The organism is Acinetobacter vivianii, assembly GCF_014635885.1.
Classification (GTDB): domain Bacteria; phylum Pseudomonadota; class Gammaproteobacteria; order Pseudomonadales; family Moraxellaceae; genus Acinetobacter; species Acinetobacter vivianii.
The window spans coordinates 169517-196002 of the sequence record NZ_BMDR01000003.1; the positions used below are offsets into that span (position 1 = coordinate 169517).

General features: G+C 41.7%; 30 protein-coding genes. 10 read left to right on the forward strand and 20 right to left on the reverse strand.

Annotation, left to right across the window (positions count from 1 at the left end):
* Positions 1 to 13: 13 nt before the first annotated feature.
* Positions 14 to 658 (forward strand): ParA family protein, encoded by a 645-nt coding sequence (locus tag IEV36_RS07365; RefSeq protein WP_004775966.1) that lies wholly within the window; start codon positions 14 to 16, stop codon positions 656 to 658.
* Between the two features lie 81 nt (positions 659 to 739).
* Here the strand turns inward: IEV36_RS07365 and IEV36_RS07370 are convergent, their stop codons facing one another.
* Positions 740 to 1090 carry a hypothetical protein gene (locus IEV36_RS07370; RefSeq protein ID WP_005259879.1) on the reverse strand — a complete coding sequence of 117 codons (351 nt, stop codon included), beginning with the start codon at positions 1088 to 1090 and terminating at the stop codon, positions 740 to 742.
* A gap of 336 nt (positions 1091 to 1426) precedes the next feature.
* On the opposite strand from IEV36_RS07370, the gene IEV36_RS07375 reads away from it, so the two are divergent.
* Positions 1427 to 2521 carry an AI-2E family transporter gene (locus IEV36_RS07375; protein ID WP_005259880.1) on the forward strand — a complete coding sequence of 365 codons (1095 nt, stop codon included), beginning with the start codon at positions 1427 to 1429 and terminating at the stop codon, positions 2519 to 2521.
* A 108-nt stretch (positions 2522 to 2629) separates the two neighbouring features.
* Positions 2630 to 3211, forward strand: a complete 582-nt coding sequence (sodC, locus tag IEV36_RS07380) for a superoxide dismutase family protein (protein ID WP_005259883.1) — start codon at positions 2630 to 2632, stop codon at positions 3209 to 3211.
* Positions 3212 to 3305: 94 nt separating this feature from the next.
* On the opposite strand, the gene craA is transcribed toward sodC, so the two are convergent.
* Together craA and IEV36_RS07390 are read right to left on the reverse strand one after the other, a co-directional pair.
* Positions 3306 to 4541 (reverse strand): chloramphenicol efflux MFS transporter CraA, encoded by a 1236-nt coding sequence (gene craA, locus IEV36_RS07385; RefSeq protein WP_373869379.1) that lies wholly within the window; start codon positions 4539 to 4541, stop codon positions 3306 to 3308.
* Between the two features lie 358 nt (positions 4542 to 4899).
* A complete protein-coding gene (locus IEV36_RS07390) occupies positions 4900 to 5271 on the reverse strand; it encodes a hypothetical protein (RefSeq protein ID WP_005259888.1) in 372 nt (123 codons plus the stop codon).
* Between the two features lie 179 nt (positions 5272 to 5450).
* Between IEV36_RS07390 and IEV36_RS07395 the strand changes: the two genes are divergently transcribed.
* The 3 genes from IEV36_RS07395 (at position 5451) to IEV36_RS07405 (ending at position 7368) form a co-directional block, all read left to right on the forward strand.
* Positions 5451 to 6326, forward strand: coding sequence for a DUF4349 domain-containing protein (locus IEV36_RS07395; RefSeq protein WP_005259899.1), 876 nt, complete (start codon positions 5451 to 5453; stop codon positions 6324 to 6326).
* Positions 6327 to 6452: 126 nt separating this feature from the next.
* A complete protein-coding gene (locus IEV36_RS07400; protein WP_005259900.1) occupies positions 6453 to 7040 on the forward strand; it encodes an NAD(P)H-dependent oxidoreductase in 588 nt (195 codons plus the stop codon).
* Positions 7041 to 7053: 13 nt separating this feature from the next.
* Entirely contained in the window at positions 7054 to 7368 is a 315-nt protein-coding gene (locus tag IEV36_RS07405; RefSeq protein WP_005259901.1) for a putative quinol monooxygenase, read from the forward strand.
* A gap of 118 nt (positions 7369 to 7486) precedes the next feature.
* Here IEV36_RS07405 and IEV36_RS07410 read toward each other — a convergent pair whose 3' ends face one another.
* The gene (locus IEV36_RS07410; RefSeq protein WP_005259902.1) at positions 7487 to 8887 is read right to left on the reverse strand and encodes an AbiH family protein; all 1401 of its coding nucleotides are present in this window, start codon (positions 8885 to 8887) and stop codon (positions 7487 to 7489) included.
* A gap of 71 nt (positions 8888 to 8958) precedes the next feature.
* Entirely contained in the window at positions 8959 to 10368 is a 1410-nt protein-coding gene (locus IEV36_RS07415; RefSeq protein ID WP_004775981.1) for a D-2-hydroxyglutarate dehydrogenase, read from the reverse strand.
* Positions 10369 to 10715: 347 nt separating this feature from the next.
* On the opposite strand from IEV36_RS07415, the gene serA reads away from it, so the two are divergent.
* From serA to IEV36_RS07435, 4 genes are all read left to right on the forward strand, one after another.
* Positions 10716 to 11948: a phosphoglycerate dehydrogenase gene (gene serA, locus IEV36_RS07420; RefSeq protein ID WP_004775983.1), complete on the forward strand. Its 1233-nt coding sequence runs from the start codon at positions 10716 to 10718 to the stop codon at positions 11946 to 11948.
* A gap of 104 nt (positions 11949 to 12052) precedes the next feature.
* Positions 12053 to 12934, forward strand: a complete 882-nt coding sequence (locus tag IEV36_RS07425; protein ID WP_005259903.1) for an EamA family transporter — start codon at positions 12053 to 12055, stop codon at positions 12932 to 12934.
* Positions 12935 to 12987: 53 nt separating this feature from the next.
* Positions 12988 to 13845, forward strand: a complete 858-nt coding sequence (locus tag IEV36_RS07430) for an EamA family transporter (RefSeq protein ID WP_005259904.1) — start codon at positions 12988 to 12990, stop codon at positions 13843 to 13845.
* A 36-nt stretch (positions 13846 to 13881) separates the two neighbouring features.
* Complete coding sequence (locus IEV36_RS07435; RefSeq protein WP_004775986.1) at positions 13882 to 14799, forward strand: LysR family transcriptional regulator; 918 nt, start codon at positions 13882 to 13884, stop codon at positions 14797 to 14799.
* Positions 14800 to 14853: 54 nt separating this feature from the next.
* On the opposite strand, the gene madM is transcribed toward IEV36_RS07435, so the two are convergent.
* From madM to rpsP, 15 genes are all read right to left on the reverse strand, one after another.
* Positions 14854 to 15615 carry a malonate transporter subunit MadM gene (gene madM / locus IEV36_RS07440; protein ID WP_005259911.1) on the reverse strand — a complete coding sequence of 254 codons (762 nt, stop codon included), beginning with the start codon at positions 15613 to 15615 and terminating at the stop codon, positions 14854 to 14856.
* A 39-nt stretch (positions 15616 to 15654) separates the two neighbouring features.
* Positions 15655 to 16056, reverse strand: coding sequence for a malonate transporter subunit MadL (gene madL / locus IEV36_RS07445; protein ID WP_004657521.1), 402 nt, complete (start codon positions 16054 to 16056; stop codon positions 15655 to 15657).
* Between the two features lie 41 nt (positions 16057 to 16097).
* Complete coding sequence (gene mdcH, locus IEV36_RS07450; protein WP_005259914.1) at positions 16098 to 17042, reverse strand: malonate decarboxylase subunit epsilon; 945 nt, start codon at positions 17040 to 17042, stop codon at positions 16098 to 16100.
* 12 nt (positions 17043 to 17054) lie between these two features.
* Complete coding sequence (locus IEV36_RS07455; RefSeq protein ID WP_155757696.1) at positions 17055 to 17663, reverse strand: malonate decarboxylase holo-ACP synthase; 609 nt, start codon at positions 17661 to 17663, stop codon at positions 17055 to 17057.
* Positions 17654 to 18481: a biotin-independent malonate decarboxylase subunit gamma gene (gene mdcE / locus IEV36_RS07460; RefSeq protein WP_005259924.1), complete on the reverse strand. Its 828-nt coding sequence runs from the start codon at positions 18479 to 18481 to the stop codon at positions 17654 to 17656. Before mdcE ends, IEV36_RS07455 begins: the two co-directional genes overlap by 10 nt.
* Positions 18478 to 19329, reverse strand: a complete 852-nt coding sequence (locus IEV36_RS07465; protein ID WP_005259926.1) for a biotin-independent malonate decarboxylase subunit beta — start codon at positions 19327 to 19329, stop codon at positions 18478 to 18480. The genes mdcE and IEV36_RS07465 overlap by 4 nt, the downstream gene beginning before the upstream one ends.
* Entirely contained in the window at positions 19322 to 19621 is a 300-nt protein-coding gene (locus tag IEV36_RS07470) for a malonate decarboxylase subunit delta (protein ID WP_005259928.1), read from the reverse strand. Before IEV36_RS07470 ends, IEV36_RS07465 begins: the two co-directional genes overlap by 8 nt.
* Before the next feature lie 2 nt (positions 19622 to 19623).
* Positions 19624 to 20508: a triphosphoribosyl-dephospho-CoA synthase gene (locus tag IEV36_RS07475; RefSeq protein WP_005259930.1), complete on the reverse strand. Its 885-nt coding sequence runs from the start codon at positions 20506 to 20508 to the stop codon at positions 19624 to 19626.
* Complete coding sequence (gene mdcA, locus IEV36_RS07480) at positions 20508 to 22187, reverse strand: malonate decarboxylase subunit alpha (protein ID WP_005259932.1); 1680 nt, start codon at positions 22185 to 22187, stop codon at positions 20508 to 20510. The genes IEV36_RS07475 and mdcA overlap by 1 nt, the downstream gene beginning before the upstream one ends.
* A gap of 159 nt (positions 22188 to 22346) precedes the next feature.
* On the reverse strand, positions 22347 to 23120 hold the full coding sequence (locus IEV36_RS07485) for a sulfite exporter TauE/SafE family protein (protein ID WP_005259934.1): 774 nt from the start codon (positions 23118 to 23120) through the stop codon (positions 22347 to 22349).
* A 12-nt stretch (positions 23121 to 23132) separates the two neighbouring features.
* Positions 23133 to 24026, reverse strand: a complete 894-nt coding sequence (gene truB, locus IEV36_RS07490) for a tRNA pseudouridine(55) synthase TruB (RefSeq protein WP_005259935.1) — start codon at positions 24024 to 24026, stop codon at positions 23133 to 23135.
* Between the two features lie 138 nt (positions 24027 to 24164).
* On the reverse strand, positions 24165 to 24536 hold the full coding sequence (gene rplS, locus IEV36_RS07495; RefSeq protein WP_004657502.1) for a 50S ribosomal protein L19: 372 nt from the start codon (positions 24534 to 24536) through the stop codon (positions 24165 to 24167).
* A 192-nt stretch (positions 24537 to 24728) separates the two neighbouring features.
* Positions 24729 to 25469 (reverse strand): tRNA (guanosine(37)-N1)-methyltransferase TrmD, encoded by a 741-nt coding sequence (trmD, locus tag IEV36_RS07500; RefSeq protein WP_005259937.1) that lies wholly within the window; start codon positions 25467 to 25469, stop codon positions 24729 to 24731.
* Positions 25470 to 25514: 45 nt separating this feature from the next.
* Positions 25515 to 26063 carry a ribosome maturation factor RimM gene (gene rimM / locus IEV36_RS07505; protein ID WP_004776004.1) on the reverse strand — a complete coding sequence of 183 codons (549 nt, stop codon included), beginning with the start codon at positions 26061 to 26063 and terminating at the stop codon, positions 25515 to 25517.
* 16 nt (positions 26064 to 26079) lie between these two features.
* Positions 26080 to 26337: a 30S ribosomal protein S16 gene (rpsP, locus tag IEV36_RS07510; RefSeq protein WP_004776006.1), complete on the reverse strand. Its 258-nt coding sequence runs from the start codon at positions 26335 to 26337 to the stop codon at positions 26080 to 26082.
* Positions 26338 to 26486: the final 149 nt, after the last annotated feature.

Consider the following 26486-nt stretch of genomic DNA (forward strand, 5'->3'; position numbering starts at 1 on the left):
TAAATCTAATTTCATGAAGACAATATTAATCGCAAATCAAAAAGGTGGCTGTGGTAAGACCATGACAGCGATCACGCTCGCTGCTGCATTATCACAAAAAGGCTATAAGGTCGCGTTGGCCGATGCCGATAATCAGAAATCATCTTTGCAATGGTTAAAGCAGCGTCCAGATACCGTGACAGGCATTCAAAGTCTGGATTGGCGACATGAAAAATCAATTGGTGAAGCACCAAAAAATCTGGATTATTTAATTATTGATGCGCCCGGCGCCCTGTCAGGTGAGCATGCAGAACAACTGGTCAGTGAAGCACATGCAATCGTGACACCGCTGCAACCTTCGTTCTTTGATATTGATAGTACTCGTCGTTTCCTTAAACATTTACAAGACATTAAGCGTATTCGTAAAGGTAAGGTACAAATCCTGCTGATTGCCAATCGGGTTAAACCGAACAGTTCCAGCTCTAAAGACATTCAAGACTTCTTTAACAAGATTGAACAGGAACCTGTGGCATGGATTTCAGAACGTACTGCCTATGGCAGCTTAGCCATGCAAGGCCTGAGTATTTTTGATAAAACCCAGAAAAACTTTGTCAGTATCCAAAGCCAGTGGCAACCCGTGTTAAACCAGTTAGTCGATGATCCAAGCGAATGGTTCTAAAATGACTTGTTCCATCCTGACTGGATGGAACAAGTAAAAAACTTGGTTCTCAATCTTCATCTATTCAGAGTAAATTGATTTTTATTTGGGTGTGATGAAAGGGGCTGGATTAGGGCTAGGCTCATCTTTTTCAGCACTTTCATCTTTCAAGTTATGCTTCATTTCATCGCGATCTAGGTTTTCAACCGCTTTACGAATATTTTCATTACCGTGACTACCTTCAGGGTTTTGAGAAGCAACACTCTGATCTAAGGTCTGTTGTAATTGATCCGTATCTGTCAGCCCTTCAACCTCTTGATAACTGACTTTATCGTTACTCAATAGCTTCGCGACCTTGTCATTGGGCTGGGAAGCCTCATTAGGATTCACTTCTGCTTGATTATGCGGATCTGCTTTTTCAGGTGATTGATTCTGATTATTTGAATAAGCCATCGTACTACTCCTTAAAATTCATTTATGGATGCGTGATGGATTTAATTTAACAATATGCTTTGTAACTCTTTGCCGACTCCTGTATTAAACTCGATAGCAAATGTTGCTAAGGTGAATTCATGTATTTTATGCATATATGACGTAATAATTTTTCTAAATATGTCTGGTTCTTTTCAGCTTATTCAATAGCTAAAAAAGTATAGGGATGACATTTTAAACTCTAGGCTTTTATTGCCCTAAAAGATTTAAACGTGAAATTACCGAATGAAATTTTACTGTGCCCATTTTTCAGTTAATATGATTTTATTCAACTTTTACGATTAGAGACGGACGCTTGTGCAACAATACGCTCCCATATTACAACGCGTTTTGCTATTTGGACTGTTCTTTGTCCTGCTCTTTTTGGGATTCAGTATTCTCAAATACTTTATTGTCCCTGTGCTTTGGGCTGCCATTATTGCTTATATGACCTGGCCTGTGTATTTATGGGTACAGCGTCGTTTCTTTGGTGAAAACCGTCCAACCTTAAATGCCACACTGATGATCACACTGGTGATTTTAGTGATCGGGATTCCGTTCATCTTTGCCATCTTTATGTTGCAGTTGGAAGGGCGCAATTTATATTTTAATTTACAGCGTCAACTGTTCTCAGGTCATATCCAGATTCCTGACTTTATTAAGAACCTGCCGATTATTGGTAAAGACATCAGCCGCACCATTAATGAACTGAGTAATGATCCCAATAGCATTACCAAGAATATTGCGGAATGGATTCAAAGCCACTTGAGTTATGGACGTTTTGTTCTCAGTGAAATTAGCCGAAATCTGGTTAAACTCACTTTTGCAATCATGACCCTGTTCTTCTTCTACCGTGATGGACAAATGATCCTGTCTCAGGTTAGCCGTGCCTTGGAAATGGTGATTGGGCCACGTGTGCATCATTATCTCGACACTATTTCAGAAACAACCCGCGCGGTAGTCTATGGCGTCGGTTTAACAGCAGTGGCGCAAGCCTTATTGGCTGGTCTGAGCTACTTTGTGGCGGGTGTGCCGAACCCAATGCTGCTCACTATGGTGACTTTTATCCTTGCCCTGATACCTTTTGGTACGCCAGTTTCCTATCTGGGTGTCGGTCTGTGGCTATTTGCACAAGGCCAGACCATGGAAGCAATTGGGGTGGTTCTGTGGGGCGTATTGATTGTCAGCAGTTCGGATAATGTAATTCGTCCATTGGTCATTTCAGGTGCCACCCAGATTCCATTTATCCTGATCATGTTTGGTGTACTGGGCGGGATTGCCAGCTTTGGTTTAGTCGGTTTATTCATTGGCCCTGTGATTCTGGCGATTCTGCTAGCGATCTGGCGTGAATGGTTGCATGAAAATGTCGAAGAACCAGTTGCCACACTGGATGTGCCGCCTGAGAACAAATAGGTTTGTTTTGTTTAACTTTTTGTCATTAATTGATTAATGTTACTTGCGGGATATCCCTGACTTTGTTTGAATCGTCAAATAAAGATAATTTATAAGGATATCTTCGCAATGACTTCTACGATTCAAAAACTCTCTTTACTGAGCTGTCTAGGCTTAAGTATTGCTGCCTGTTCCTCTGCTGATTTAGATCACAATGCATCTAAAATCCAGACCCAATCCACCACGCAAGAACAAAAACAACTGGTACAAGTCTATCAGGTCGATGCCAAAGGTGTTGGCTCTTCAATTGGTACAGTGGCTTTTCAGGAAACCCCAAAAGGCCTGTTAATCACGCCAGCTCTCGGCAAGCTTTCTCCAGGTGAACATGGTTTCCACATCCATGAAAATGGCTCGTGTGAAGCGGCAATGAAAGATGGCAAAATGGGTGCGGCACTCGCGGCTGGAAGTCATTTAAATCCAAATAATGCGCCGCATCATGGCACACCGGAAGATGGCCATTTGGGTGACCTACCCGTACTGGTCGTCGATGCAAAAGGCTTTGCAACCACCCCTGTGATCGCACCACGTTTGAAACTGGCTGATATTCAAGGTCGGGCAATCATGGTCCATGTCGGTGGTGATAATTATTCTGACTCACCGAAACCTTTAGGCGGTGGCGGAGATCGTATTGCCTGTGGTGTGATTAAATAATTTACCAACTGTGGGTATCTAAAAAGATATCCACAGTTTTGCTGTTGTTTTGAGCAGTATAAAAAAAGCTGAGACATTGATCTCAGCTTTTTTATTAGTTGATGCCTTCTGCTTTACGTTCCAGCATGACCTGTTTTAATACTTTCCGAGGTTGTGCAAACCAGAAAGCGATCAGCAGCACACTCGCCAATGCAAAAGCCCAGATATGCACATGGGTATACAGCACCCGTACCAGTTCAATAATGACAAAATAACTGACCATCATCAGCATCGAAACCGCCGCTGCAACCGTGCCTTTTGACACTTCAGATGACATTAAGGCAAAGCGATACATCACAGAGAAACTGATTCCCTCACCTAAACTCACCAATGTCATGCCAATCAATAAACATGGCACCAGATAATCTTGCCAGATCACCCCCAGCACCAAGAATAGCGTTCCCAGTAACATAATCGGCAAGCCCATTAAAATGGTTTTACCTAAAGGGAAACGGTCAATAATCTTGATCAGGATGACATTACCGATAATCAGGCCAAAGAACACTGGGAATTGGGCCAAGCCATATTGCACACTGCTAAGCTTCAACTCATCCACCAGAATGATCGGTGACAAAGCAATCCAGAGCATTAACGGCATACCAACCAAAGGTAAAGCAATGCTTAATCCAAGGAAACGGCGATTGCTAAACACTTTTTTAAAGTCATCAAAAATATAGCTAAATGGCTGTTTCGGTTGTTTTCGACTTTCCTGTGTAGCTGGCATAAATTTCTTTAAACCAAACCAACTGATGAAAGACACCGCCGCAATGGCGACAAAGCCCCAATGCCACGAGACATAATCAATCAGGAATGCACCCAGTACAGGCCCAAGCAAAGGTGCAAGCAAAGAAATATTGGCCATCAATGCCATGACTTTGATGGCATCACGCTCTTCAAAGGTTTCCTGAATCGCAGCATAACCCACTGCTGAAATCACAGATAAACCAATCCCTTGCAGGAAACGTAATGTTAAAAACTGCTCGATATTATGCGTCAGCAAAATCAGTAAACAGCAGATCGTAAAGAAAGCCACGCCTGCCAGTAATACTTTTTTACGTCCAAGCCGATCCGAAAGTGGGCCAAGTAACCATGCCACACTGGCACCACCCAACAGATAGAATGACATTGACGATGGCGCCCAAGTTGCACTCACAGCAAACTGTTCTGTAATGGCCAGCATGGCTGGCTGAATCAAGTCATTACCGATATAAACCGAAAATTCAAATAGCACTAAAGCTAAAGGAAACATGAGCGTTATACGGTTTAACGTCATGTTCTGATTATTTGTCATCATGTTTTATTCACAAAAATAACCAACTAGCGCCCGTCCCATTTTCAAAAAAAGAAAACAGGATCACGACCACGAGATTTTATGGTTTAGATTTAAATTTTGATTTCATGCTATAAAAAAGCATGTGATAAATGTGAAAACACCGTATTCACTAGGTGTATATAAGAAAAACAATCTATTTACGTGAGACTGGTAAATGTTTTTACCTTTTGGCTAAATCGCCAGGCGCAACTTTAGCACTTTTTTAAAATGACAGCAATTTTAATCCATCTTCCACAGGGATTTTGACAATGTGAATAACCTAAAAGTTATCCACATTTTTGCATAGATTTTAGACTGGACAATAGATTCCCGATAATTATGGGCATAACTCAAACTGGAAGGTTTCCGTATTTTCGCCTCTGGCACATTGATAACTTTGCTTCTTATTCACAATTTTCCAGACATCCTGATCACGCTTTAATTGATACTCTGTACGCACAGCCACGACAGAATCATCCAATTGTGCCTGTTCAACCGTAATCTGTGCATCGGTAGGATTTTCTGCCGTATTAAATTGCTGATCTATCTTTAGATTATTTTCATCGTGAAATAAATTCGGCTGATCCAGCAAAACAGCATGCATGGCCGTACTTTTTTGAACCGCCGCCTGTTGTTGCGATTCGGTGATCGGTTGATTACATGCGCTCAGCAATAAAGCACATCCCAACAGCATTGCCATTTTATACATTTTGCCCCCTCCACTTCACATTGCTCATTTATGCTACTATACAAAACAGCATTGCCAAGCAACAAAATGTTATGGCGTGCAAGGATTTGTTGGATTCAGCAATCCCTTTATAAATAAACAAATAAATCGAAGATACTGATTTTATAACCTTAATATCACAACAATTTAGGCATACAGAGATGTCAGATTTAACTAAAAAATTAACTGTTATTTTAATACTGGGCAGCAGCTTGGTTGCCTGTTCAAAACATCCAGATAACGCTGCAAATGAGGCTGCTGTTGCGACTGAGAGTGTTGCACTCGATAGCGAAGCGGTACAGGAAAATGCCGCGAAAAATCCTGAACAACTGGTAAGTCAGCAACAAAATGCGTTGGAGCAAAATCGTCAACTGGTGAAAAGTGCCCAACTCCAATTTGAAGTCAAAAATGTATTAAAAACTACCTCTGCGCTTGAGCAACAGCTATCGCAATACAAGGGCTATATCGAAGAAAAACAGATTAATTATCAAGTCAGTGATCGGTCGGAACGAGACCGTATCGATGGTAGTGTCGACATCTACGAAAAAATCACCCCGACTGTACAACTCACAGTCCGCATTCCCAATGAACAGGTCACGCCATTCCTGAATCAGTTATTGCCACTCATGTTGAACTTTAATAGCCAGACCTATGAAGCCAAACGTTATGAATTAAAATTGCTTGAAGAAAAACTCAATACAGCCAATCAGAGTAACAGCGCTTCGAATGCTGTGAACAATCAACTACAGCAACTGACGAATCTGGAAGTCAAAGACCGTTTGGCTTATAGCACCATTCGAATTGAGTTTTTCCAGCAAGCGCAAGTACGTAAAACCCATGATCTCAATATCAATCGCATTGCAACTTTAGACAGCGATCCTTTACTCAGCCGAATTTGGGAAGCTATAAAAGTTGGACTCTATGGCTTAAGAGAAACCATCATCTGGTTAGTCATGCTCTGGCCGCTTTATCTTGCGATTGCAATCTTATGGATGATCCGTCGTTGGTATAAAGCCAGAAAATCAAAAACCGAATAACTCCATTCTTGATTTTTGATTTTTGATTTTTGATCAATAGTATTTTGCTCATTTATGCATTTTTACTCATGAATAGATTTTCTAAAATGCGTCCATATTTTTAGAGATTTATTCCTGAGTCCTCCCATGAGCAATATTTTAATTATTAATGGTGCCAAACAGTTTGAACACTCAAATGGCGAATTGAATGATACCTTAACCGAGTTTTCCGAAGCACATTTAAAAAACTTAGGTCACAACGTACAGGTGACACGCACCGACAGTGACTATGACATTCAAGCCGAGATTGCCAAATATTTATGGGCAGATGTAGTGATCTATCAAATGCCAGGCTGGTGGATGGGTGCGCCATGGACCATGAAAAAATATATTGATGATATTTTTACTATTGGTCATGGTTCACTGTATGCCAGCGATGGTCGTAGCCGTTCAGATGCATCTAAAAAGTATGGTTCTGGTGGTTTAATTCAGGGTAAAAAGTACATGTTGTCTTTAACATGGAATGCACCGATGGAAGCCTTTACCGATCCAGACCAGTTCTTCCATGGCGTTGGTGTGGATGGCGTTTATTTGCCTTTTCACAAAGCTAATCAATTCTTGGGCATGGAATCTCTACCTACATTTATCGTCAATGATGTCATCAAGGCACCCAATGTACCAAGCTATCTTGAAGCCTACAAAGCGCATTTAGATCAATTGTTTGCAGCACCTTAAGTGAGAACATATCATGCTAATTATTATTGCTGAAATCCGTACCCATGCAGGTGCTGAGCATCGTCAAGCAGTTTTAGATGCATTTAAAAAAGTGACGCCAACTGTGCTTGCAGAAGACGGCTGTCATGGCTATGAAGCCTTGATTGATCACCTGCCTGCGATTGAGATGCAGGCCACTGATGAGAATACCATTGTCATGTTAGAGAAATGGCAAAGTACCGCTCATTTGGAAGCTCACATGCAAACTGCGCATATGCAGCAGCATTTTGAAGCAACCAAAGACCATGTTGCGGATGTGAAAATTCGTATTCTGGAAAGTGGTATCTAAACTACAAGCGATCAGTAAGGGATGCTTACTGATCGTTTTTATATTTTGATGGGGTACAAAACGTATAAAAAACAACTCCGTCTAAAGCCATTCATAAGATAAGTTGCTTTAAAAAAATTTAGCCATATTTAGGTAAATCAACTGGTTGAATCTTATTAATTTCTACAAGATTAGGATTAGACTCGAACTTTAACCAGCCCTTCTTCATCCAAAGTTCAACTTTATCTTTACCTAAAATAGCTAATAAATTATTCAAAAGTGAAAATTTTGCATTTTTATCAAAGTAATAAACTATAATTCTAACGTTTCTATCCATATCATCATTTAAACAAAATAAATCAATAATATAATCTTTATCTGAAACATCTAGTGAATGCCCCCAAATATATATATTTAAGTCAAGTTTACTATCTACCTCCATCAATTGTTGTCGTTCAAACTTTCTTCTAATGGGGTCTAAATGACCAAAGTCTTTTTCAAAATATTCAATTTTGTTTTTATGAAGGCTAATTTTATTCTTAAAACCATCTAAAAATAAATAATCAGTATCTTTCAATAATTTCTGATGATATTTAGTAAAACCATAAATTTTATACTTACTTAAAATATTACCATTTAAGTCTGAAACACCTAAAACTATATTTTGACCCCTACCTAGCTTTCCATGCAAATAATCAATACTCTGAGATTTATTATAATATTTCTTGTATGTACTCGTATAATTAAAAGAATAAATTTCACTATAATAATTTCTATGCCCTCTTACAAAACAATCATCATTAGACAATAACATAGAATCTACAATATATTGCAAATAAAAATCAAAAATGGAAATTAATTTATTCAGCATATTATAAAGTTCATTTATGAAATTTTCTGTATTAAAGTAAGAAAATCCCACATGTTCCTTACGGATACAACTTATATTAATTTTATTGAATTCAATATACCTAGAAATTGAATCTTTTTGATCATGGAAAAGTTCAAGATCTGGATCAATCTCCTCTTTTACTATTTTCTCATCAAAAATTTTAAAAATTGTAGCAATATCTAACTCATTTTCTTGAACTTCTATTTCATATTTTTTAAAAACTTTTTTCAGACTATAGAAATCAAGATCAATTGCATTAGATTTAGATAAATAAATAGAAATTTTATCTATAAATTCAATTAGAATAACTAAAGCCTTATTTATTTTCTCTTCAAAATCAATCCAAGTTCTCACTTCTCGCATATGATCAGAAAAGTATTGATACCAAACATTTTTCTTTAATTGTGCTTTGATATTATTAATTTTTTCAACTGATATCTTTATTTCACCTGTTTGATAAATTGCCTTCGTATATTTAAAAAAATAATTCTCTTTTTCATACAAAGAACCAAATAGATCATCAAAGCCCATTTCTCCTTTCTGTTCATCCCAATTTTCTATCGCCCCCATAGCAACCATAAAATGATCATATTTAGTTGGTAAGTAATGAGATAAATCGAAACCATTGCCGACAATTAGAATATTCACTGATATAAATTCTCAAAAAAAGCGCATCTTTCGATACGCTTTTAGCAGAACTTCTTTTATCTAATCAAGCATTAAAGATCAAATAATTTACCTGGGTTCATAATCCCTTTCGGGTCGAACGCCAACTTCAATGCTTTCATATATTCAATTTCTTCAGGCGAACGTGAATACTCTAAATACGGCTTCTTGGTCATACCCACACCGTGCTCGGCAGAGATTGAACCATCATATTTTTTCACGGTATCAAATACATATTTATTCACTACCTGACACTTCGCAAAGAACTCATCTTTGGTCAAGTTTTCAGGTTTTAGAATATTTAAGTGTAAATTACCATCACCGATATGACCAAACCAGCAGATTTCAAAGTCAGGATAGTTATCTTGAACAATTGTATCAATCTCACGAATAAATGCAGGTACGTGGGTAATTAATACTGAAATGTCATTTTTGTATGGAATAAACGGCGCGATTGATTCAGAAATATCTTCGCGTAAACGCCATAAGCTTTCGACCTGATCAAGGCTCTGGCTCATAACGCCATCAAGCACCCAACCTTGCTCCATACAATGCTCAAAGATTTCCATTGCCTTGTCGACAATCGGCTCATACGGCGCTTCAAACTCAAGCAATACGTAGAACGGGCATTGTGTTTCAAATGGACGTTGTACATGACCGCGGTCGAGTACCTTTTGCATCGCAAGTTCACCAAAGAACTCAAATGCTGTTAAGTCGATATCTTTCTGGAAAGCATGTAATACAGGCATTACTGCATCAAAATCAGGCACACCGAGAACCAGTACCTGTAAGTTCTGTGGCTGACGCTCAAGCTTGATTTCAGCTTCAGTAACCAAGCCCAATGTGCCTTCGCCGCCAATAAATAAATGCTGAAGCGAATAACCCGTCGCATTCTTAATCATGCCTTTGTTTAAACGCAGGACATCACCTTTACCTGTAACGACTGTCAAGCCAAGTACCCAGTTACGGGTCATGCCGTATTTAATGACTTTAATACCGCCCGCATTGGTCCCGATATTACCGCCAATCTGGCTTGAGCCTGCTGATGCAAAATCCACTGGATAATACATGCCTTGTTCTTCGGCATAATTCTGTAATTGCTCAGTCACCACACCTGCTTGAACACGGACCATGCGATCCGCTGGGTAAAATTCAAGAATCTGGTTCATCTTGTCAAAGCTAATTACAATCTCGCCATTGGTTGCGACCGCGCCCGCAGAAAGGCCGGTACGACCGCCTGATGGGGTAATTGCAACATTAAACTGGTTGGCAAGTTTAACAATGGCCTGCACTTGTTCAGTGCTTGAAGGGAAAACGATGACTGATGGGTTCGGATCAAAATGTTTAGTGTGATCACGTCCCCAATTTTCCAAACTGTCGGCATCGGTTTTAATACGGTTTTCACCCACAATTGCCGTTAATTGGGTCAATAACTCAGGTGTTAAAGCGACTGAAGCATTCATCGTTTACAGGCCTAGCAAGAAGTAAAGATAGAGCGTCTGGATAACAATATAATATTTTTCAATATTTTAAATTGTCGTATCCAACATATAGAAACTCGGCAGAACAGCGCAAACCTGATGGTTTCAGGTTTGACTATCAGATACCTGCATTTTACATAGAAGCAGGCATGGGATAAAGCGTAGGTTAAAGATACTGTGATAACAAAATGTGTTTAACCAATAAAATTCACTCTTAACTGAAAAATTATCATCAATTCTGATGCGGTAATTTTAAACGAAATATTTATATCTCAAAGCTGTATGCTATAGTACTGCAACTAAATTTTGGCCTTTGTAGCGGAGCCGTAATGAGCCAACATCTATCACTACCTAAAGACAAAATCCGTTTCCTTCTGTTAGAAGGTGTGCATCAAAATGCCATCGATACCTTAAATGCAGCGGGTTATACCAACATCGATTACCACAAAACTGCGCTTGAAGGCGAAGCTTTGAAAGAGGCTGTTAAAGACGCTCACTTCATTGGTATTCGTTCCCGTACACAATTGACTGAAGAAATCTTTGCAGCCGCGAACAAACTGATCGCGGTTGGCTGTTTCTGTATTGGTACAAACCAAGTCGATTTAAAAGCGGCAATGTCTCGTGGTATCCCAGTTTTCAATGCACCGTATTCAAATACACGTTCGGTTGCAGAATTGGTTCTTGCTGAAACGATTCTGTTGCTTCGTCGTGTACCTGAAAAATCGAAAGATACACATGCGGGCGGTTGGAATAAAGCTGCGGTGGGTTCGTTTGAAACTCGTGGTAAGACTTTGGGTATCGTCGGTTACGGCTCGATCGGTTCACAACTTTCTGTATTGGCAGAAAGCTTAGGTATGAAAGTCATCTACTTTGATGCTGTGACTAAATTACCATTAGGTAATGCACGTCAAGTTGGCTCTTTAGATGAACTTTTAGAAACTGCGGATGTGGTGACTTTACACGTTCCAGATGTTCCATCTACGCGTAACTTCTTCAAGAAAGAACAGTTCGCGAAAATGAAAAAAGGCTCAATCTTCTTGAACGCAGCACGTGGTACTTGTGTTGTGATCGAAGACTTGGCTGACGCAATCAAATCAGGCCACATCGCTGGTGCAGCGGTTGACGTATTCCCGAAAGAACCAAAAGCAAATGGCGAAGAATTTCTGTCTCCACTCCGTGGCTTAGACAATGTGATCTTAACCCCGCACGTGGGTGGTTCAACGATGGAAGCGCAAGCAAACATCGGTTTAGAAGTTGCTGAAAAATTCGTTGCTTATTCAGACAAAGGTATGACGCTTTCTGCGGTGAACTTCCCAGAAATCGCATTGCCACTTTCTGATGGTCAGCACCGTTTGCTTCACATCCATAAAAACGTTCCGGGTGTGTTATCGAAGATCAATACATTATTTGCTGAACAAGGGATCAACATCTCTGGTCAGTCTTTAATGACCAAAGGTGATATCGGTTACTTGGTGATGGATGTTGATGCATCTGCGTCTCAAGAAGCGCTTGATACATTGAACCACGTTGAAGGTACCATCCGCGTTCGCGTATTGTTCTAATCTCTGTCTTAGAGCAATCCAGAAAAAGCCACAGTTGATGCTGTGGCTTTTTTATGGGCATTTGAATTATTATGTGAATATTATACTGAATGTAAAAAAATAAGATGTCGAACCCTGTACTGAAAACACCTCTGCATGCTTTATTGCTCCTGATGATTGCCATGTTATGTGTACAAGGCAGTGGTTCTTTAGCCAAAGTCCTGTTTCAAAGCTTTCCTGTGCTGACCGTCTCTGCCATGCGCCTGTTTTTTGGTGCAATCATTCTGGCCATTATTTTTAAGATCTGGACCATTAATTTCAAAGTGGTTCGCTGGAAAGCCATTCTGACTTATGGCGTCGCCCTTGCAGGGATGAATGCCCTGTTCTATTTATCGCTTGAACGCTTACCTCTAGGTTTAGCTGTTGCCTTTGAATTTATCGGCCCCTTAAGTGTGGCGCTCTATCATGCTCGCCAAAAATACGATTTTATTTGGGTCGGCTGTGCCATTTTAGGTCTGGTCTTATTGTTTCCATTACAGCAAGCACAACAAGGTCTGGATCTCGTTGGGGTATTCTTTGCCGTGAGTGCGGGTGCGTGTTGGGCGCTGTATATTATTGCGGGGCAAAAGCCTTCGGGCATTTCCGGTAACCACACCGTCTGCTTAGGCATGTCGATTGGTATGCTCTGCTTACTGCCTTTTGCACTCTTTTCAGGGGCAATCGATCGGGTCTTTGAACTGCCAAATTTATATTATTTTATCGGGCTTGCGATACTCGCCAGTGCCTTACCCTTTACCTTAGAAATGATCGCCTTGCGCAGTTTAACTCCGCTTAGCTTCGGCACATTGATGAGTCTGGAACCCGCAGTGGCTGCCCTCTCAGGCTTTATCTTTCTGGGTGAAATGTTACTTTGGAATCAGTGGCTTGCTTTGGGTACGATTATCATTGCTTCGATTGGCTGTACCTTTACCACACAACATGCTCGACAGCAAAAAGAGGTGAAATAGAAAATGTTATTCCATCTCAAAAATAGCAATAACCAGCGCCTCGGATATCTCCCATGAAAAATCTCCAGTTAGTCGCTGTGTTGTACATGGTTTTGTCCATGTTGTCTTATCAAATCAGTGCTTCATTCGCCAAGCAATTGATTGCCACACTCGATCCACTCACAGTGACGATTTTAAGACTGTGTTTTGCCACCATTCTGGTTGCAGTCATGTTTCGTTCATGGAAAATCATTTCCAAATTAAAAGAACTCAAATGGCGTGATTTACTGTGTTATAGCGCTGCCTTATGCTGTATGAATATTCTGTTCTATACCTCTTTAGGCAAGCTTCCTCAAGGAATTGCTGTTGGTCTGGAATTTATTGGCCCGCTCGGTTTGGCGCTACTCTCGATTAAACAGCGCAGTGACTATATTTGGGTCGCATTTGCGATTTTAGGTATTGCTTTAATGGTGCCGTGGCATGATGCCAATGCGCAACATTTTTCCTATATCGGTGCGGCATGTGCATTGAGTGCAGGTTTCTTCTGGGCACTGTATATTTATTATGGACATCGTGTGGTACAGCAAAATATCGGCATGCATGCGCTGACCATTGCGATTGGTTTATCCGCCCTGACCTTACTGCCTTTTGGTCTATGGAATAATGCTCCTGTACTTCTGGACACCCAATATTGGGGCAAAGCAATGGTCATTGCCCTATTGGCAACAGCGATACCTTATGCACTGGATTTAATGGCACTGAAACGTCTCAGCAAACTCAGTTATGGGACGCTTTCCAGTCTTGCGCCTGCACTTGCAGCTTTAGCAGGTCTGGTATTGTTACATGAGCGAATTAGCCTGATTCAATGGGTGGCTTTGGCTTGTATTATGGTCGCGTCGATTGGTGTCACGTTGCGTGGAGGGAAGACATAATTTTTTAAGGAAAGTCATTAGGAACTGGAGATTGATATGGAAATTGATGAAGAGCTCACCCTTAAAAAAATACAAATCTTCCTCGCTTTTATGCGCTGTGGAAATCTTTCCAAAACAGCAACTGAAATGCAGCTCAGCAATGTCAGTGTTCATAAAGCCTTACACTCACTGGAAAGTGCCCTACGTTGTCCACTTTTTAAAAATGAAGGTCGTAATTTAATTCCATTAAAGAGCGCTTATGTATTTGAAGAACGTGCGCAAAAAATCGTACAGGATATTTTTATTACGGTAAATAAAACCAGAGAAGCTGCGGGCTTTGCAGCCAAAGTTCTACATTTAGGTTCTCTTTATTCTTTAACCGTAAAGACGATTCCTAATGTGATTAGCGGACTTAAATTAAGACGTAGTGAACTCGATATTCAATTACTTCTTAGTTCCAATCAGGATCTGGTGAAAAAGCTTAAAACGACGGAACTTGATGCCATTATTGTGGCACTCAATGAAACAACACAAGATGATGACTTTGAAATTTTGCCGATGTTCTGTGATGATATTTTTTTAGCGGTAAATAAAGACTCTAAATATGCTGATTTTGAGGAAATTGATCTCAGTCTACTCAAAGAAGAGACCTTTTTGACTTTAACTCAGGGCTTTGCCACCCATAATGACAGTGATTTCATTTTTAAAAAAGCTGGTTTTTCACCTAAAGTTGCCTTACAACTCAATGATATTTTTACTTTAATCAGTATGGTTAGCTCAGGCGTTGGTTTTGCGCTTTTGCCCGGTCGTATTTCTGCGGTATATGAAAGCTCGGTTAAGCTCATTCCTTTAAAACAGCAATACCATCTGCAACAGGAAATTGGGCTGGTATTTCTAAAAAGTAAGGAACGTGATCCCAATTTACTGGCATTAATTGCAGAGTGCCGTATGTTTGCTTCTCATGTGCAGAAATGAATGATAAGCAACTTATAACAAATGAATAAGTTGCAAATATTCATGCTTGATTAGTTATCCGAAAATTGCATTTACCGTGAGAAAAAAGACAGACGGGCCAAGTAAACAGCCAAGACCTGTATAAAAGGTTGCCACCAATGCACCATAAGGAACTAATCGGACATCTGTACCTGCCAATCCTGCGGCTGTACCACTGGTTGTGCCAGCCAGCCCACCAAAGACCATGGCTGAACGTGGACTTTTTAGATACATGAATTTTGCAAGGAGTGGTGTACCGACCATAAAGAACACCGATTTGATCAGGCCTATTGCAATAGAAAGCGCGATCACATCGGAACTTGCACCAATGGCTGTTCCTGTGATTGGACCCACAATATAAGTCATAGCGCCTGCGCCAATCGTTGTCATGGAAATCGGATCTCGATATCCCATAACCCATGCAACCATTACACCAATTACAAAAGGAACAATACAGCCAAGCGTGAGTGCAATCAGGCCAATTTTTCCTGCTTTTTTGACTTCTTTAACATCCACTTCAAATGCAGTCGATGCAATTGCCAGATCACGGATCATTGCACCACCCAACAGTGCAAAGCCAGAGAAAATAGCAATATCAGAAATTCCTTTTGTACCTTGTGTATAGACGCCTGCAAAATACGCCACCACAAGTCCTAAAGTAATGGCGATTGCCGAGCTTTGCAGTTTTCCTTTGGTCAAATATTTTGACAGCAGATGGGATACAAACATCATCAAACCTGTGACCGCAAGTGCAGTCACCAAAGCATTTTTTGTAAATACCGTAATTAACTCGTCCATTGTTTAAGTCCTTTTGTTATTCATTATCGTGAGGATTATTTATGCTGCTTTTTCAGTGCCTTCTATTGTCCATTCATAGGTTTCATAATCACCACTTAATCGATTTAAATGGCGAATAACCAGCACCGTCCCAATCAGGGAAGTAATAGAAACGATCAGTCCCAACATACCGCCAGATAACGCTGCAACCACATTTTGCCCTGCCGACATCGCTACCACAATTGGAATATACATGCCAGACCAATATAAGATTCCAAACTGTGTCACCTGTGGTAAATAACCTTTTTTTGCTAATAATTCTTTAGCGAGAATCAAAAGAATCATAGAGATGGCAACACCACCCACATTGGCTTTTACCCCGATAAGGACACCTAAGGTATTGCCAAGATAATCACCGAGTAAATGGCAAATCGCTAAAATTGCTGTTCCATATATAATCATTGTAAATCCCTCATATCCTTGGATTACTTAAATTTTTTAAATCATATTCCCATAGAAATCTGATTTTCCTGTTCTTTTTGCATTGCCATTCGAATGCTATCTATACGCGTTCCCTGAAATGACAATACAGTTCCTTCTTGAAAAGTTCGACGTGCAAGTGTCGTCAGTACCGTTCCCGGTAAAGCTTCAATCTGTAATCTGACACCTCGTTCCCATGCCGCCTGAATAGTGCTTTCCCAATCTACAGTGCGACTCATATTAAAAGCCAAGTCATCACCAATCTGTTCTGGCCTGCCAAGTGTACGCGCCGTTGTACCACTTAAATAACGTATTTTAGGCTGCTTTAAAGTCACTCCCTCCATAGACACTGCAAGTTGCTTTGCTTGCTGACTTAATAATTCACAGTGCGATGGCACCGATACATCTAATTTTTTTGCCACAACGCCTTGTTGCTTCGCCAAAACTGCAACTTGGTTCATGGCCTCAAAGCGACCTGAAATAACGATCTGGTTATGTGCATTAATATTGGCGACAAAAACCTGTGGCGTTATTTCATAAACTTGTTTCACCCACTTCTCAACAGATGTGCGATCTGTACCTATTAATGCGGTCATGCCATATCCTGTTGGATAGGCGTTTTGCATAAGTTCACCACGATAGGCAACCAAACGAACAGCATCTTCATAGGCTAAAACGCCTGCTACAACTGCTGCCGACCAAGCACCAATCGATAGACCCGCGACATAATCAGGCATTAATTTTTCAGCCGTTAATAGCGCTGAACTCAACACACCTGAAATCAGTAAACATAGCTGTACTGAACGTGTCGATTGCAATGCAGCCGAGCTGTCCAACAACAAGACATCTTCTTTAAGTGCATCCGATGCACGCTCAAGGTATTCTTTAACCAGAGCCGTTTGTGGCAGGTCGTGCAGCATATTGCTTCTTTGCACTCCCTGTCCTGGATATACCCAAATCGAAGCCATGATATCTATTCCCTAATTCCATGGGTTTTCTACTAAAACAGCACCATCAGGACGCTTCAATAAAACTTTTACACGATTCCCAGCCCACTCTTTTAACGCCAGACCACCTTTTGGCAGTTGTAGCTGTATATCTACATTCAGCCCTGCTTGCTGAAAATCTTCGAGTAGCTCAATCGCCTGATTTTTGGCAAAAGGCTGTTCGGCTCGAATCAACAAATCGATATCGCTGTGCTGAGTGACGGTTTCAATGCCTGTTGCCAGTTCAAAACCGAAACTTCCTGTATATCCCCAATACCCTGAAAAACTTTTCATGATGTTAGAAATGCTCTGTAAACGTTCTGCCAAGTGTTTAAAGTGACTGGTATTTACTTGAGTCAGTGCTTCGGGTTTAAGCTGTCTTGTAATGGCAGATCGTGGCATTTGCGTTGCATATCGTTGATGACGGAATTGCCCTCTTACACCCACCGCGACCTGATCTACAGAGGTCATTGCCCGTCGAACGACAACAGGATCGCCTCGTAGCAAAACCTCTTTCACCCAAAGCGGAGCATCATCAGCCAAACAACTGACCGTCATGCCCCACAGTAAATCATGGGCTTCCAGCTCAAGTTTCATGACCATTGCTCACGCAATAATTCACGCACCTGTTTAGACATCTGACGATTTTGTCCGTGAAGTCTTTGTTCCAGCCCTCTGGACGGCTCAGCATGAATCTCTTTAAATGCTTGTTCTACAGCCAGCTTTGCCAATGAAAGATCATTCACTGTTGGTTGCTCTGGATTCTCAACCGATAAAAGTTGAGACAACAAACCAAGCGTTGCATAGCTCTCAATGTCATAGGCCATTGGAGGAATGCTTGATGCCAATTGCTCTAACTCATCAACCGACCGCAAAGTAACGCGTGCAGCAGATTCTTTACCCATTGCATGCACCATAACACCTGAATCTTTTAAGGCAATAATACGATTGGCTTGGTAACCATGCGCCAAGAAAGCACCCGACATTGACTTACCAACCAATAAACTGACAATAGGATGTCCTGCTAATCTGGCTCTGGCATAGCGATCTACGGCACCCGCTAAAGCTTGATGGATACCCAGCAATTCTTCACGGCGTCCATAAGCCTGACTTGGAACATCCACCAGACATAAAATACCGCGTTTCGTTTCAGCATTTGCATCAGTCTGAATCACGTCATCGACCGCCTTTGCCAAACTCCAACCTTCCAGCAATCCAACTTCACCTTGTCTTGCACGCGGGAACAGATTATTACTATCTGGAACAACAGCAATTACCCGTAGTGCTTGTTGACCGATCTGACCATCCGCAACCAAAACAGAAGCAGGAAAGCCTTCAACTACCTTAAAATCTTGCGTAAAAGCCTTAAACCAATCTGCACCTCGAGTAGATGCTTTTAATGTATCAACGGCGATATTCATGCTTGCTCTCCTTGATACAAAGCCTGAACCTGTGCTGGAGTAATTTGCTCGGCAGTATCGACTTGTTGTAGCTGCGCTAAATAGAATGCGTAATTTGAACTGCGATGTTGATGAGGCAAACCTTGTTGCAAATAATCAATCACTTGTTGACGGATTATATTGCGGTCATCATCCACATAAGCATCGGCCAAACCACTGGCGAAGCGCTGATTACCACCTGTAATACTCCAAATAAATGGACGATCTTTGGCGTTATATTCTTGTATGCCTGCTTCCTGCTCAATCACTTGTGGGCCATTAAGCCCCAATCTGCCTTCTTGCGTCATCACAATATAACTGCATAATCCAGCAGCAATTGACATACCACCAAAGCACCCGACACTCCCAGCAACCACAGCAATCACGGGTTGATACTGACGTAAATTCAAAATTGCGGCCTGAATTTCAGCAATTGCAGCCAAACCCAGATTTGCCTCTTGTAAGCGAACGCCACCCGTCTCTAACAGTAAAATTGCAGCAGTAGGAATACCCTTAAGATTATCTTCAACCGCAAGCTCTAAAGCGCCCGCAATTTTGGCACCACCGACTTCACCCAAGCTTCCACCTTGGAATAAGCCTTCAATTGAAATTAAAACTACTGGCTGTTCTTGAATAGAACCTTTTGCAATCACCACGCCATCATCGGCTTGCGGGACAATATTCTGCCGAATCAGCCAAGGTGACATGACGCGTGCAAACGGATCAAGCAACTCTCGAAAAGTGCCTTTATCTAACAATGCTTTGGCACGTTCCCTTGCGCTGAGTTCAATAAAATCCTGTTTATTTAACAAGCTCTCGATATCAGTCATGCGCAATCTCCTCTAATGCTTGTTCCAGACGTAAGCGAACCACACCGGGGGTTGCACCAAAGTCATGAATATCAATTTTGACCGCTGGCGGTGTTTGTGCAGTAAAAATTCGTTCAAACAGATTGTGCCAACGTGCCGCACTACCATCTACCGAAGTGATGACATGAATAGAAGCTTTCCCTTTCTCGCCAGGTTCCATCAAAATTTCTAAATCACCCGAGCCCACACACCCAACCAATGCTTTTTTTACAGGTGGCTCTGTCGCAACAAACTCAAAATGAAGTGTTTCCATCATCAAAATCCCTCTTTATTTTTTAAAGTTGACTGCTCAACACGATCTATAAACAAGGTTGCTGCCAACAAATCTGCAGCACCGCCGGCAGAAGCGTTCATACGAAGCAGATCAATCTCTAAAAGATGCAAAGCACGTCGGCCTTCCAAGCTTGAGCTGCCGCCCAAATCCAGTACTTGCTTTGCCCCTTGCTGCATACGCTTTAAACCCGATATGCCCGAGCGATAAAGCACGCAGGTATCGGTCAGATCAGTCATCATGGCAAGCAAGGCATCTAGACGAGCAAACTCTTCTTTCATAGGTTTATTGCGACTTTGATAAAGCTGCTTTAAACCAAAATTCACAATCGTTGGAAAACCTTGTTGAGCCTGTTCTTTGGCGCCTAAGATGCCTAATTTCTTCTGTACCTGCTGACCATGACTCAAGGCTTGCTCTGGAATAAAACGATCTTCAAGCTGGGCAATCCGACCTGCTAACTGACATAGCTCAACAGCCGATAAATATTGTTGATTAGTGCGTGCCAATGGTGCCGCCGTCACCATTAAACCCAAGGCCCAAATTGCACCGCGGTGTGTGTTGACACTATCTGTTGCCAACATCATGGTTTTTTCACCTTGGCGGCCAATTTCACCAATGTCTTCACGCAAAGCTAAACAAACTTTTCCATGATGCACTGCGGCTTGGGCCATCGTCTCGAACATGGGCTGTAAACTTTTTGCAGAGCGCTCCATTAATTCCAAAGTCAGGTCATCATGTGCACCGCTACCACGGCGATCAACCAAGGCTGGTTTTGGTGTTAGATTCACTTCATCAATCAAAGCCTCGACCGCCATATCTGCCAAAAGCTGACTATCGCTAAGTGTTTGATATTGAACTTGTGCCATCATTACCAACTCCTGAATTTTGCAGGGGGTTGATATAGACCATCTGACCATGTCACCAAGTCGGCAATATTTTTCGCAGCTAATAGCTCACGTGTGGCATCGGTGCGGCGAATGCCTAAATCCTCAGGAAATACCACCAGACCTTCACGTCTTAAACGCGCTGTCGTTTTAGGGTCTTGGCTTAAACCAATACTGGTCACGCCTGCCACAGCAGCAATCATGGCTTGACGCTCTTCTTGGCTGCTTGCTTTATATAGATAAGCAATGCCTTCTTCAGTCAGTAGATGAGTGACGTCATCGCCATAAATCATGATCGGTGCTAAAGGTAGACCTGCCGTTTTAGCCACATCAATCGCATCAAGACGCTCTACAAAAGTCGGCTTACCACCCTCTTGGAAGGTTTCAACCATTTGAACAACTAACTTTTTACCACGTGCCAAATAGGTTTCTGTTTCATTGGCACCTTGCAAACGCATATCAAGCCATGCTGGCGTATCGTGACGACGTCCACGTGGATCATGCCCCATATTCGGTGCACCACCGAAACCCGCTAAACGCCCTTTGGTAACAGTCGAAGAATGGCCCATGCCATCAACCTGCAACGTTGCGCCAATAAATAAATCAACGGCGTATTGACCTGCGAGCTGACACATCATGCGGTTGGAACGTAACGCGCCATCACGACCTGTAAAGAAAACATCGGGACGAGCTGCAACATATTTTTCCATACCGAGTTCGGTACCAAAACAATGCACACTTTCAACCCAACCCGTTTCAATTGCTGGAATTAAGGTTGGATGCGGATTCAATGTCCAGTTTCGGCAAATTTTTCCTTTTAAACCTAAAGACTCGCCATAGGTCGGCAAAATCAGTTCAATCGCCGCAGTGTTAAAACCAATGCCATGATTTAAAGATTGCACATTATGCTTTTCATAAATTCCGCGAATTGCCATCATCGCCATAAGCACATGCACAGGCTTAATGTGTTTTGGGTCACGAGTAAATAACGGTTCGATGTAAAATGGCTGGTCTGCCACAACCACATAATCAACCCAAGAGGCAGGAATATCGACACGTGGTAACTCTGAAACATCATCGACCAGTTCATTCACCTGAACAATCACAATGCCGTCGCTAAAGGCTGCTGGCTCAATGAGTGCAGGAGAATCTTCGGTACTTGGCCCTGTATAGATATTGCCTTGACGGTCTGCCATAAAGCCTGCCGAGAGCACCACATTTGGAATAAGGTCGACCACCAAACGCGAATATAGTTCGATATAAGTATGAATCGCACCGACTTCCAATAAGCCATCTTCAATGAGCTGGCTAATGCGTAAACTCTGTGGGCCAGCAAAAGAAAAATCCAGTTTTCGTGCAATGCCTTTTTCAAATAGATCGAGATGTTCGGAACGGCCAACGCTTGGCATGATCATATGCAGATCATGCAAAACATCTGGATTGGTTTGTGCTAAAGAACGCGAGAGAAAATCTGCCTGTTTTTGATTATTGCCTTCGAGTACAACTCTGTCGCCCGGTGTAATCAATGTTTCCAAGACTTTAATAATGTCTTGAGTTGGAATGACCACACCATCGGTATATTGGTTTGCCATATCCAGCTTTAGCTGTTTAGCATGACGCCGCTTTATCCATAACCGTTCTTTATTCTGAACTGAGCCTTCCATGTGTGCTTACCTATAGATCACAGTTTTATTCTGAATCTATAAAAGCGCTTTATGAAATTTTGATCAATCAACCTACAGCGCTGGTTATTAACCTGAAGTTAATGATTTTCAGCAATCGCTGTAATATCAAAGGGTTTAAGCTTTTATTTATTAAAATATTTACGATGTTCCACTCAAAATCTGATATCCCAAACGGCAAATCAAGATACTCACCAAAATCAGGAATAAAATACGGATAAAACCACTGCCATATTTTAAAGCCAAGCGTACGCCCAATAATGAGCCTGCAATATTAGCAACCGCCATCATCAAGCCTAGTTCAAACAGCACATGACCAGTTGGAATGAAGAAGCTTAATGCCGCCAGATTGGTCATTAAATTGCCAATCTTTGCCAATGCCGAAGCATGTAAAAAATCGACCTGTAGAAAACGAATAAAAAAGAAAATAAAGAAACTGCCCGTACCCGGGCCAAAAATACCATCATAGAAACCAATGGCTACACTACCCATTGCAGCCAGTACCAATAACTTTGGCGTGATCTGTTGATCGACATGGACTTGCCCAAACTGCTTTTTGGCGAAGGTATAAATCGCAATCACAATCAGCATAATCAAGACAATCGGTCTTAAGATATGTGTCGGAATCAATGATACACATGCTGCACCAATAAAGGAGCTAATAAAGGCAAACAGCGCAATCACGCCCAACAGCGACCACTGCAATTTCACCCGACGTACAAATGAAAATGCAGCAGAGCCTGTCCCAAAAATGGATGCCAGCTTATTGGTTCCAAATAAGGTAGCTGGCGCTGTCTGTGGTAAAGCACCCATCAATGCGGGAATCTGAATCAGCCCACCTCCGCCTACGGCGGCATCAATTGTTCCTGCGCAAAAAGCAAAGAACACCAGTGTCAGAATCAGTTCCCATTCCATGGACAATACCTTTTATAGATTTAATAAGCGTTTTGGCACCAGACGTTTTTTATCTGTGATTTCAGCCAGACCTAGACAACGTTCGCCATCGAAAACCAATACTTCAGGCGCAGCTTCATGATCAATATTACTCTCCTGACCGTTGCCAAAATATTTTTCACGGCCTTCTGGCAATTGCACGCGCGGAAAATGCTCAACAGGTGCATACACAGGCAACAATAAAGCATCCCGTTGTTCTAAAGTCAGGCCTTCAAGATATTCGATGGTATAATCTGGATTAATTTCAAAATGCCCGGTTTGGGTACGGTGCAACTTGGTTAAATGCCCACCACATCCCAAAGCTTCACCAATATCTTCACCCAATACACGAATATATGTGCCTTTCGAGCAGGTCACATCTAGCGTCAGGCTATCTTCGGTAAAATCAACTAAGCTTAAATCATAAATCGTAACTGGACGTGCTTCACGTTCAATCTCAATCCCTTTACGTGCCAATTCATATAATGGACGGCCTTCACGCTTCAATGCTGAATACATCGGTGGTACTTGCTGAATATCGCCTCTGAATTGCGCCAGCACTTGTTCAATACTTTCTGCCGTTAAAGTTGGTACTTCTCTCTGCTGGAGAATTTCACCTTCAACATCACCCGTTGCCGTGGTTTGCCCTAACTTGACCGTAGTTTGATAGCGTTTGGTTGAATCGAGTAAATAATGCGAAAACTTGGTCGCTTCACCTAAACAGATGGGCAATAGTCCTGTTGCCAATGGATCAAGCGCACCTGTATGCCCTGCCTTTTGTGCATTAAAAAGACGACGCACCTTTTGCAGTGCTGAGTTAGAACTTAAACCTAAAGGCTTATTTAATAGGAAAACACCGCTTAAATGGCGGTAAGCACTTTTTTTCATAAAAAGAAAAGTCAAAGCATAAAGACCTATTTTAGCAAAACTAGGTCGAGGATTTAGAAAAGGATTGGCTTTTAAGCACAAACAGACATAAAAAAATGCGCCAAAGGCGCATTTTTTTGCTATACAACAAAGTTAAAATTAACCTTGTTTACGAGCTGGTAACTTTTCACGAATACGTGCAGCTTTACCAGACAACTCGCGTAGGTAGTAAAGTTTAGCACGACGAACGTCACCACGACGTTTCACTTCGATCTTAGCAACGATTGGAGAGTGAGTTTGGAAAACACGCTCAACACCAACACCGCTAGAGATTTTACGAACTGTGAAAGCAGAGTTTAAACCACGGTTTTTCTTCGCGATTACAACACCTTCAAATGCTTGAAGACGCTCACGGTCACCCTCTTTTACTTTAACTTGAACGATAACTGTATCGCCCGGTGCAAAAGCAGGGATGTCTGATTTTAACTGTGCATTTTCAACAGCTTGAACTAAAGGATGTTTACCACTCATGTGGAATCTCCAATATGTGCGGGAGAGAAGAGGTCTCTGACGCCGCTGGGAATAGAGGCTAAAGCGCATATTTCCCGTTTAACTTTCCCCTTAAGACAAACGTCTTAAAGAGCCTATTTTTAACTTAAACCAAGTTTAAGTAGAACTCGAAGCAAAGCTTCTCGTTGGGTGCGAAGATAAACTGATATCAGTTTAACCTTTCGAATTTTTTAGCCATTTAATTTGCTGTTTGCTCAACTCTACTTTTTCAACCAGTTCTGGTCGACGATCTAAAGTTCGTTGATAACGCTGCAAAAAACGCCATTTCTCAATATTGGCATGATGTCCTGATTTAAGTACCTCAGGCACATCTAACCCTTCGAAATGGTCAGGCTTTGTATATTGTGGACAATCAAGAAGACCATCTACAAAAGAATCTTGTATCGCAGATTGCTCGTCAGTCATGACGTTGGGCAAACGGCGAATAATACTATCGAGCAACACCATGGCAGGAAGTTCACCGCCCGATAAAACGTAATCCCCGATTGACCATTCTTGATCAACATAATGCTGGATTAAACGCTCATCGACGCCCTCATAACGCCCACACAATACAATCAAACCATCATAATCAACGAATTGTTGTACTGCCTGCTCATTTAAGGTTTTGCCTTGCGGTGACATATACACCACTGGGGCATGAACACAGCCTGCTTGTGAAGCAAGTTGTTTGGCATGATTAATTGCTTTTGCCAAAGGCTCGGCCATCATCACCATACCTGGGCCGCCACCGAAAGGACGTTCGTCCACCCGTTTGTAATTGCCCTCAGCAAAATCTCGTGGGTTAATGCAAGTCACTTGCACGATGTCACGCTTTGCTGCACGTCCGCTAATCCCGTACGCTGTAATCGCTTCAAACATTTCAGGAAACAATGTGATGACTGCAAAAAACACCGCAGACTCCTTTATTTTCCTGCTGCGCTACTTTCCCCAAAAGGATTAGTAGTCTACGCCCCAATTGACGTAAATACGACCAGCTTCAAGATCAACGCGTTGTACCACATCTTTATGCCACGGAATCATTCGCTCTTCAGCATCAACACTGTCAGCAGTCGCTTTAACGACCATGACATCATTGGCACCTGTTTCAAACAGTTCGTAGATTTGACCGAGATTGACTTCTTGTTCTTCATCATCAAGACCTAACACCGTTAAGCCTTTAAGATCAGACCAGTAGTACTCGTCTACATCTGCTTTTGGAAGCTGAGATTTGGCAATCCAGATATTTGCGCCAACCAGATTTTCTGCACCAGTGCGATCATTTACGCCTTTTAATGCAACAACCAAGCCTTTGCCATGTGGTTTCCAACGTTTCACATCTATTGTTTGCCAACCTGCCTTGGTCTCAATGTACCAAGGAAGGTAGTCAAACATATTACTCATAGGTTCAGTATTTGAATAAACCCAGAGCCACCCATTCAATCCATAAGCTGAACGTAACTGTCCAATCTGAATACGATCTTCTGGCACATTCTGTGTCGATGTCATGGGCTACCTACTACTATTACGCAGCAGTTGCAGCTTTTTTAGCTTGAGCAGCTAAAGAAGCAACGCGCTCTGAAGGTTGAGCACCTTGAGCAACCCAGTGAGCAAAACGGTCAGCGTCTAAACGAACTTTTTCAGCTTTACCTTGTGCAGTTGGGTTAAAGAAACCAATACGTTCGATGAAACGACCGTCACGTGCGTTACGGCTATCAGTTACAACGATTTGATAGAATGGACGTTTTTTTGCACCACCGCGCGCTAAACGAATAACAACCATGAGAACAACCTTATAATTTTTACGGATTATCCCTGCGCCGACCATCGGCAACACTTCAAACCCCTTTCATAGAGGGCGATATTCTACGTTAAATTGACTTTGAAATAAAGATTATTTTTCGGCTTATCCACAGCTTTGAATTTAATTGA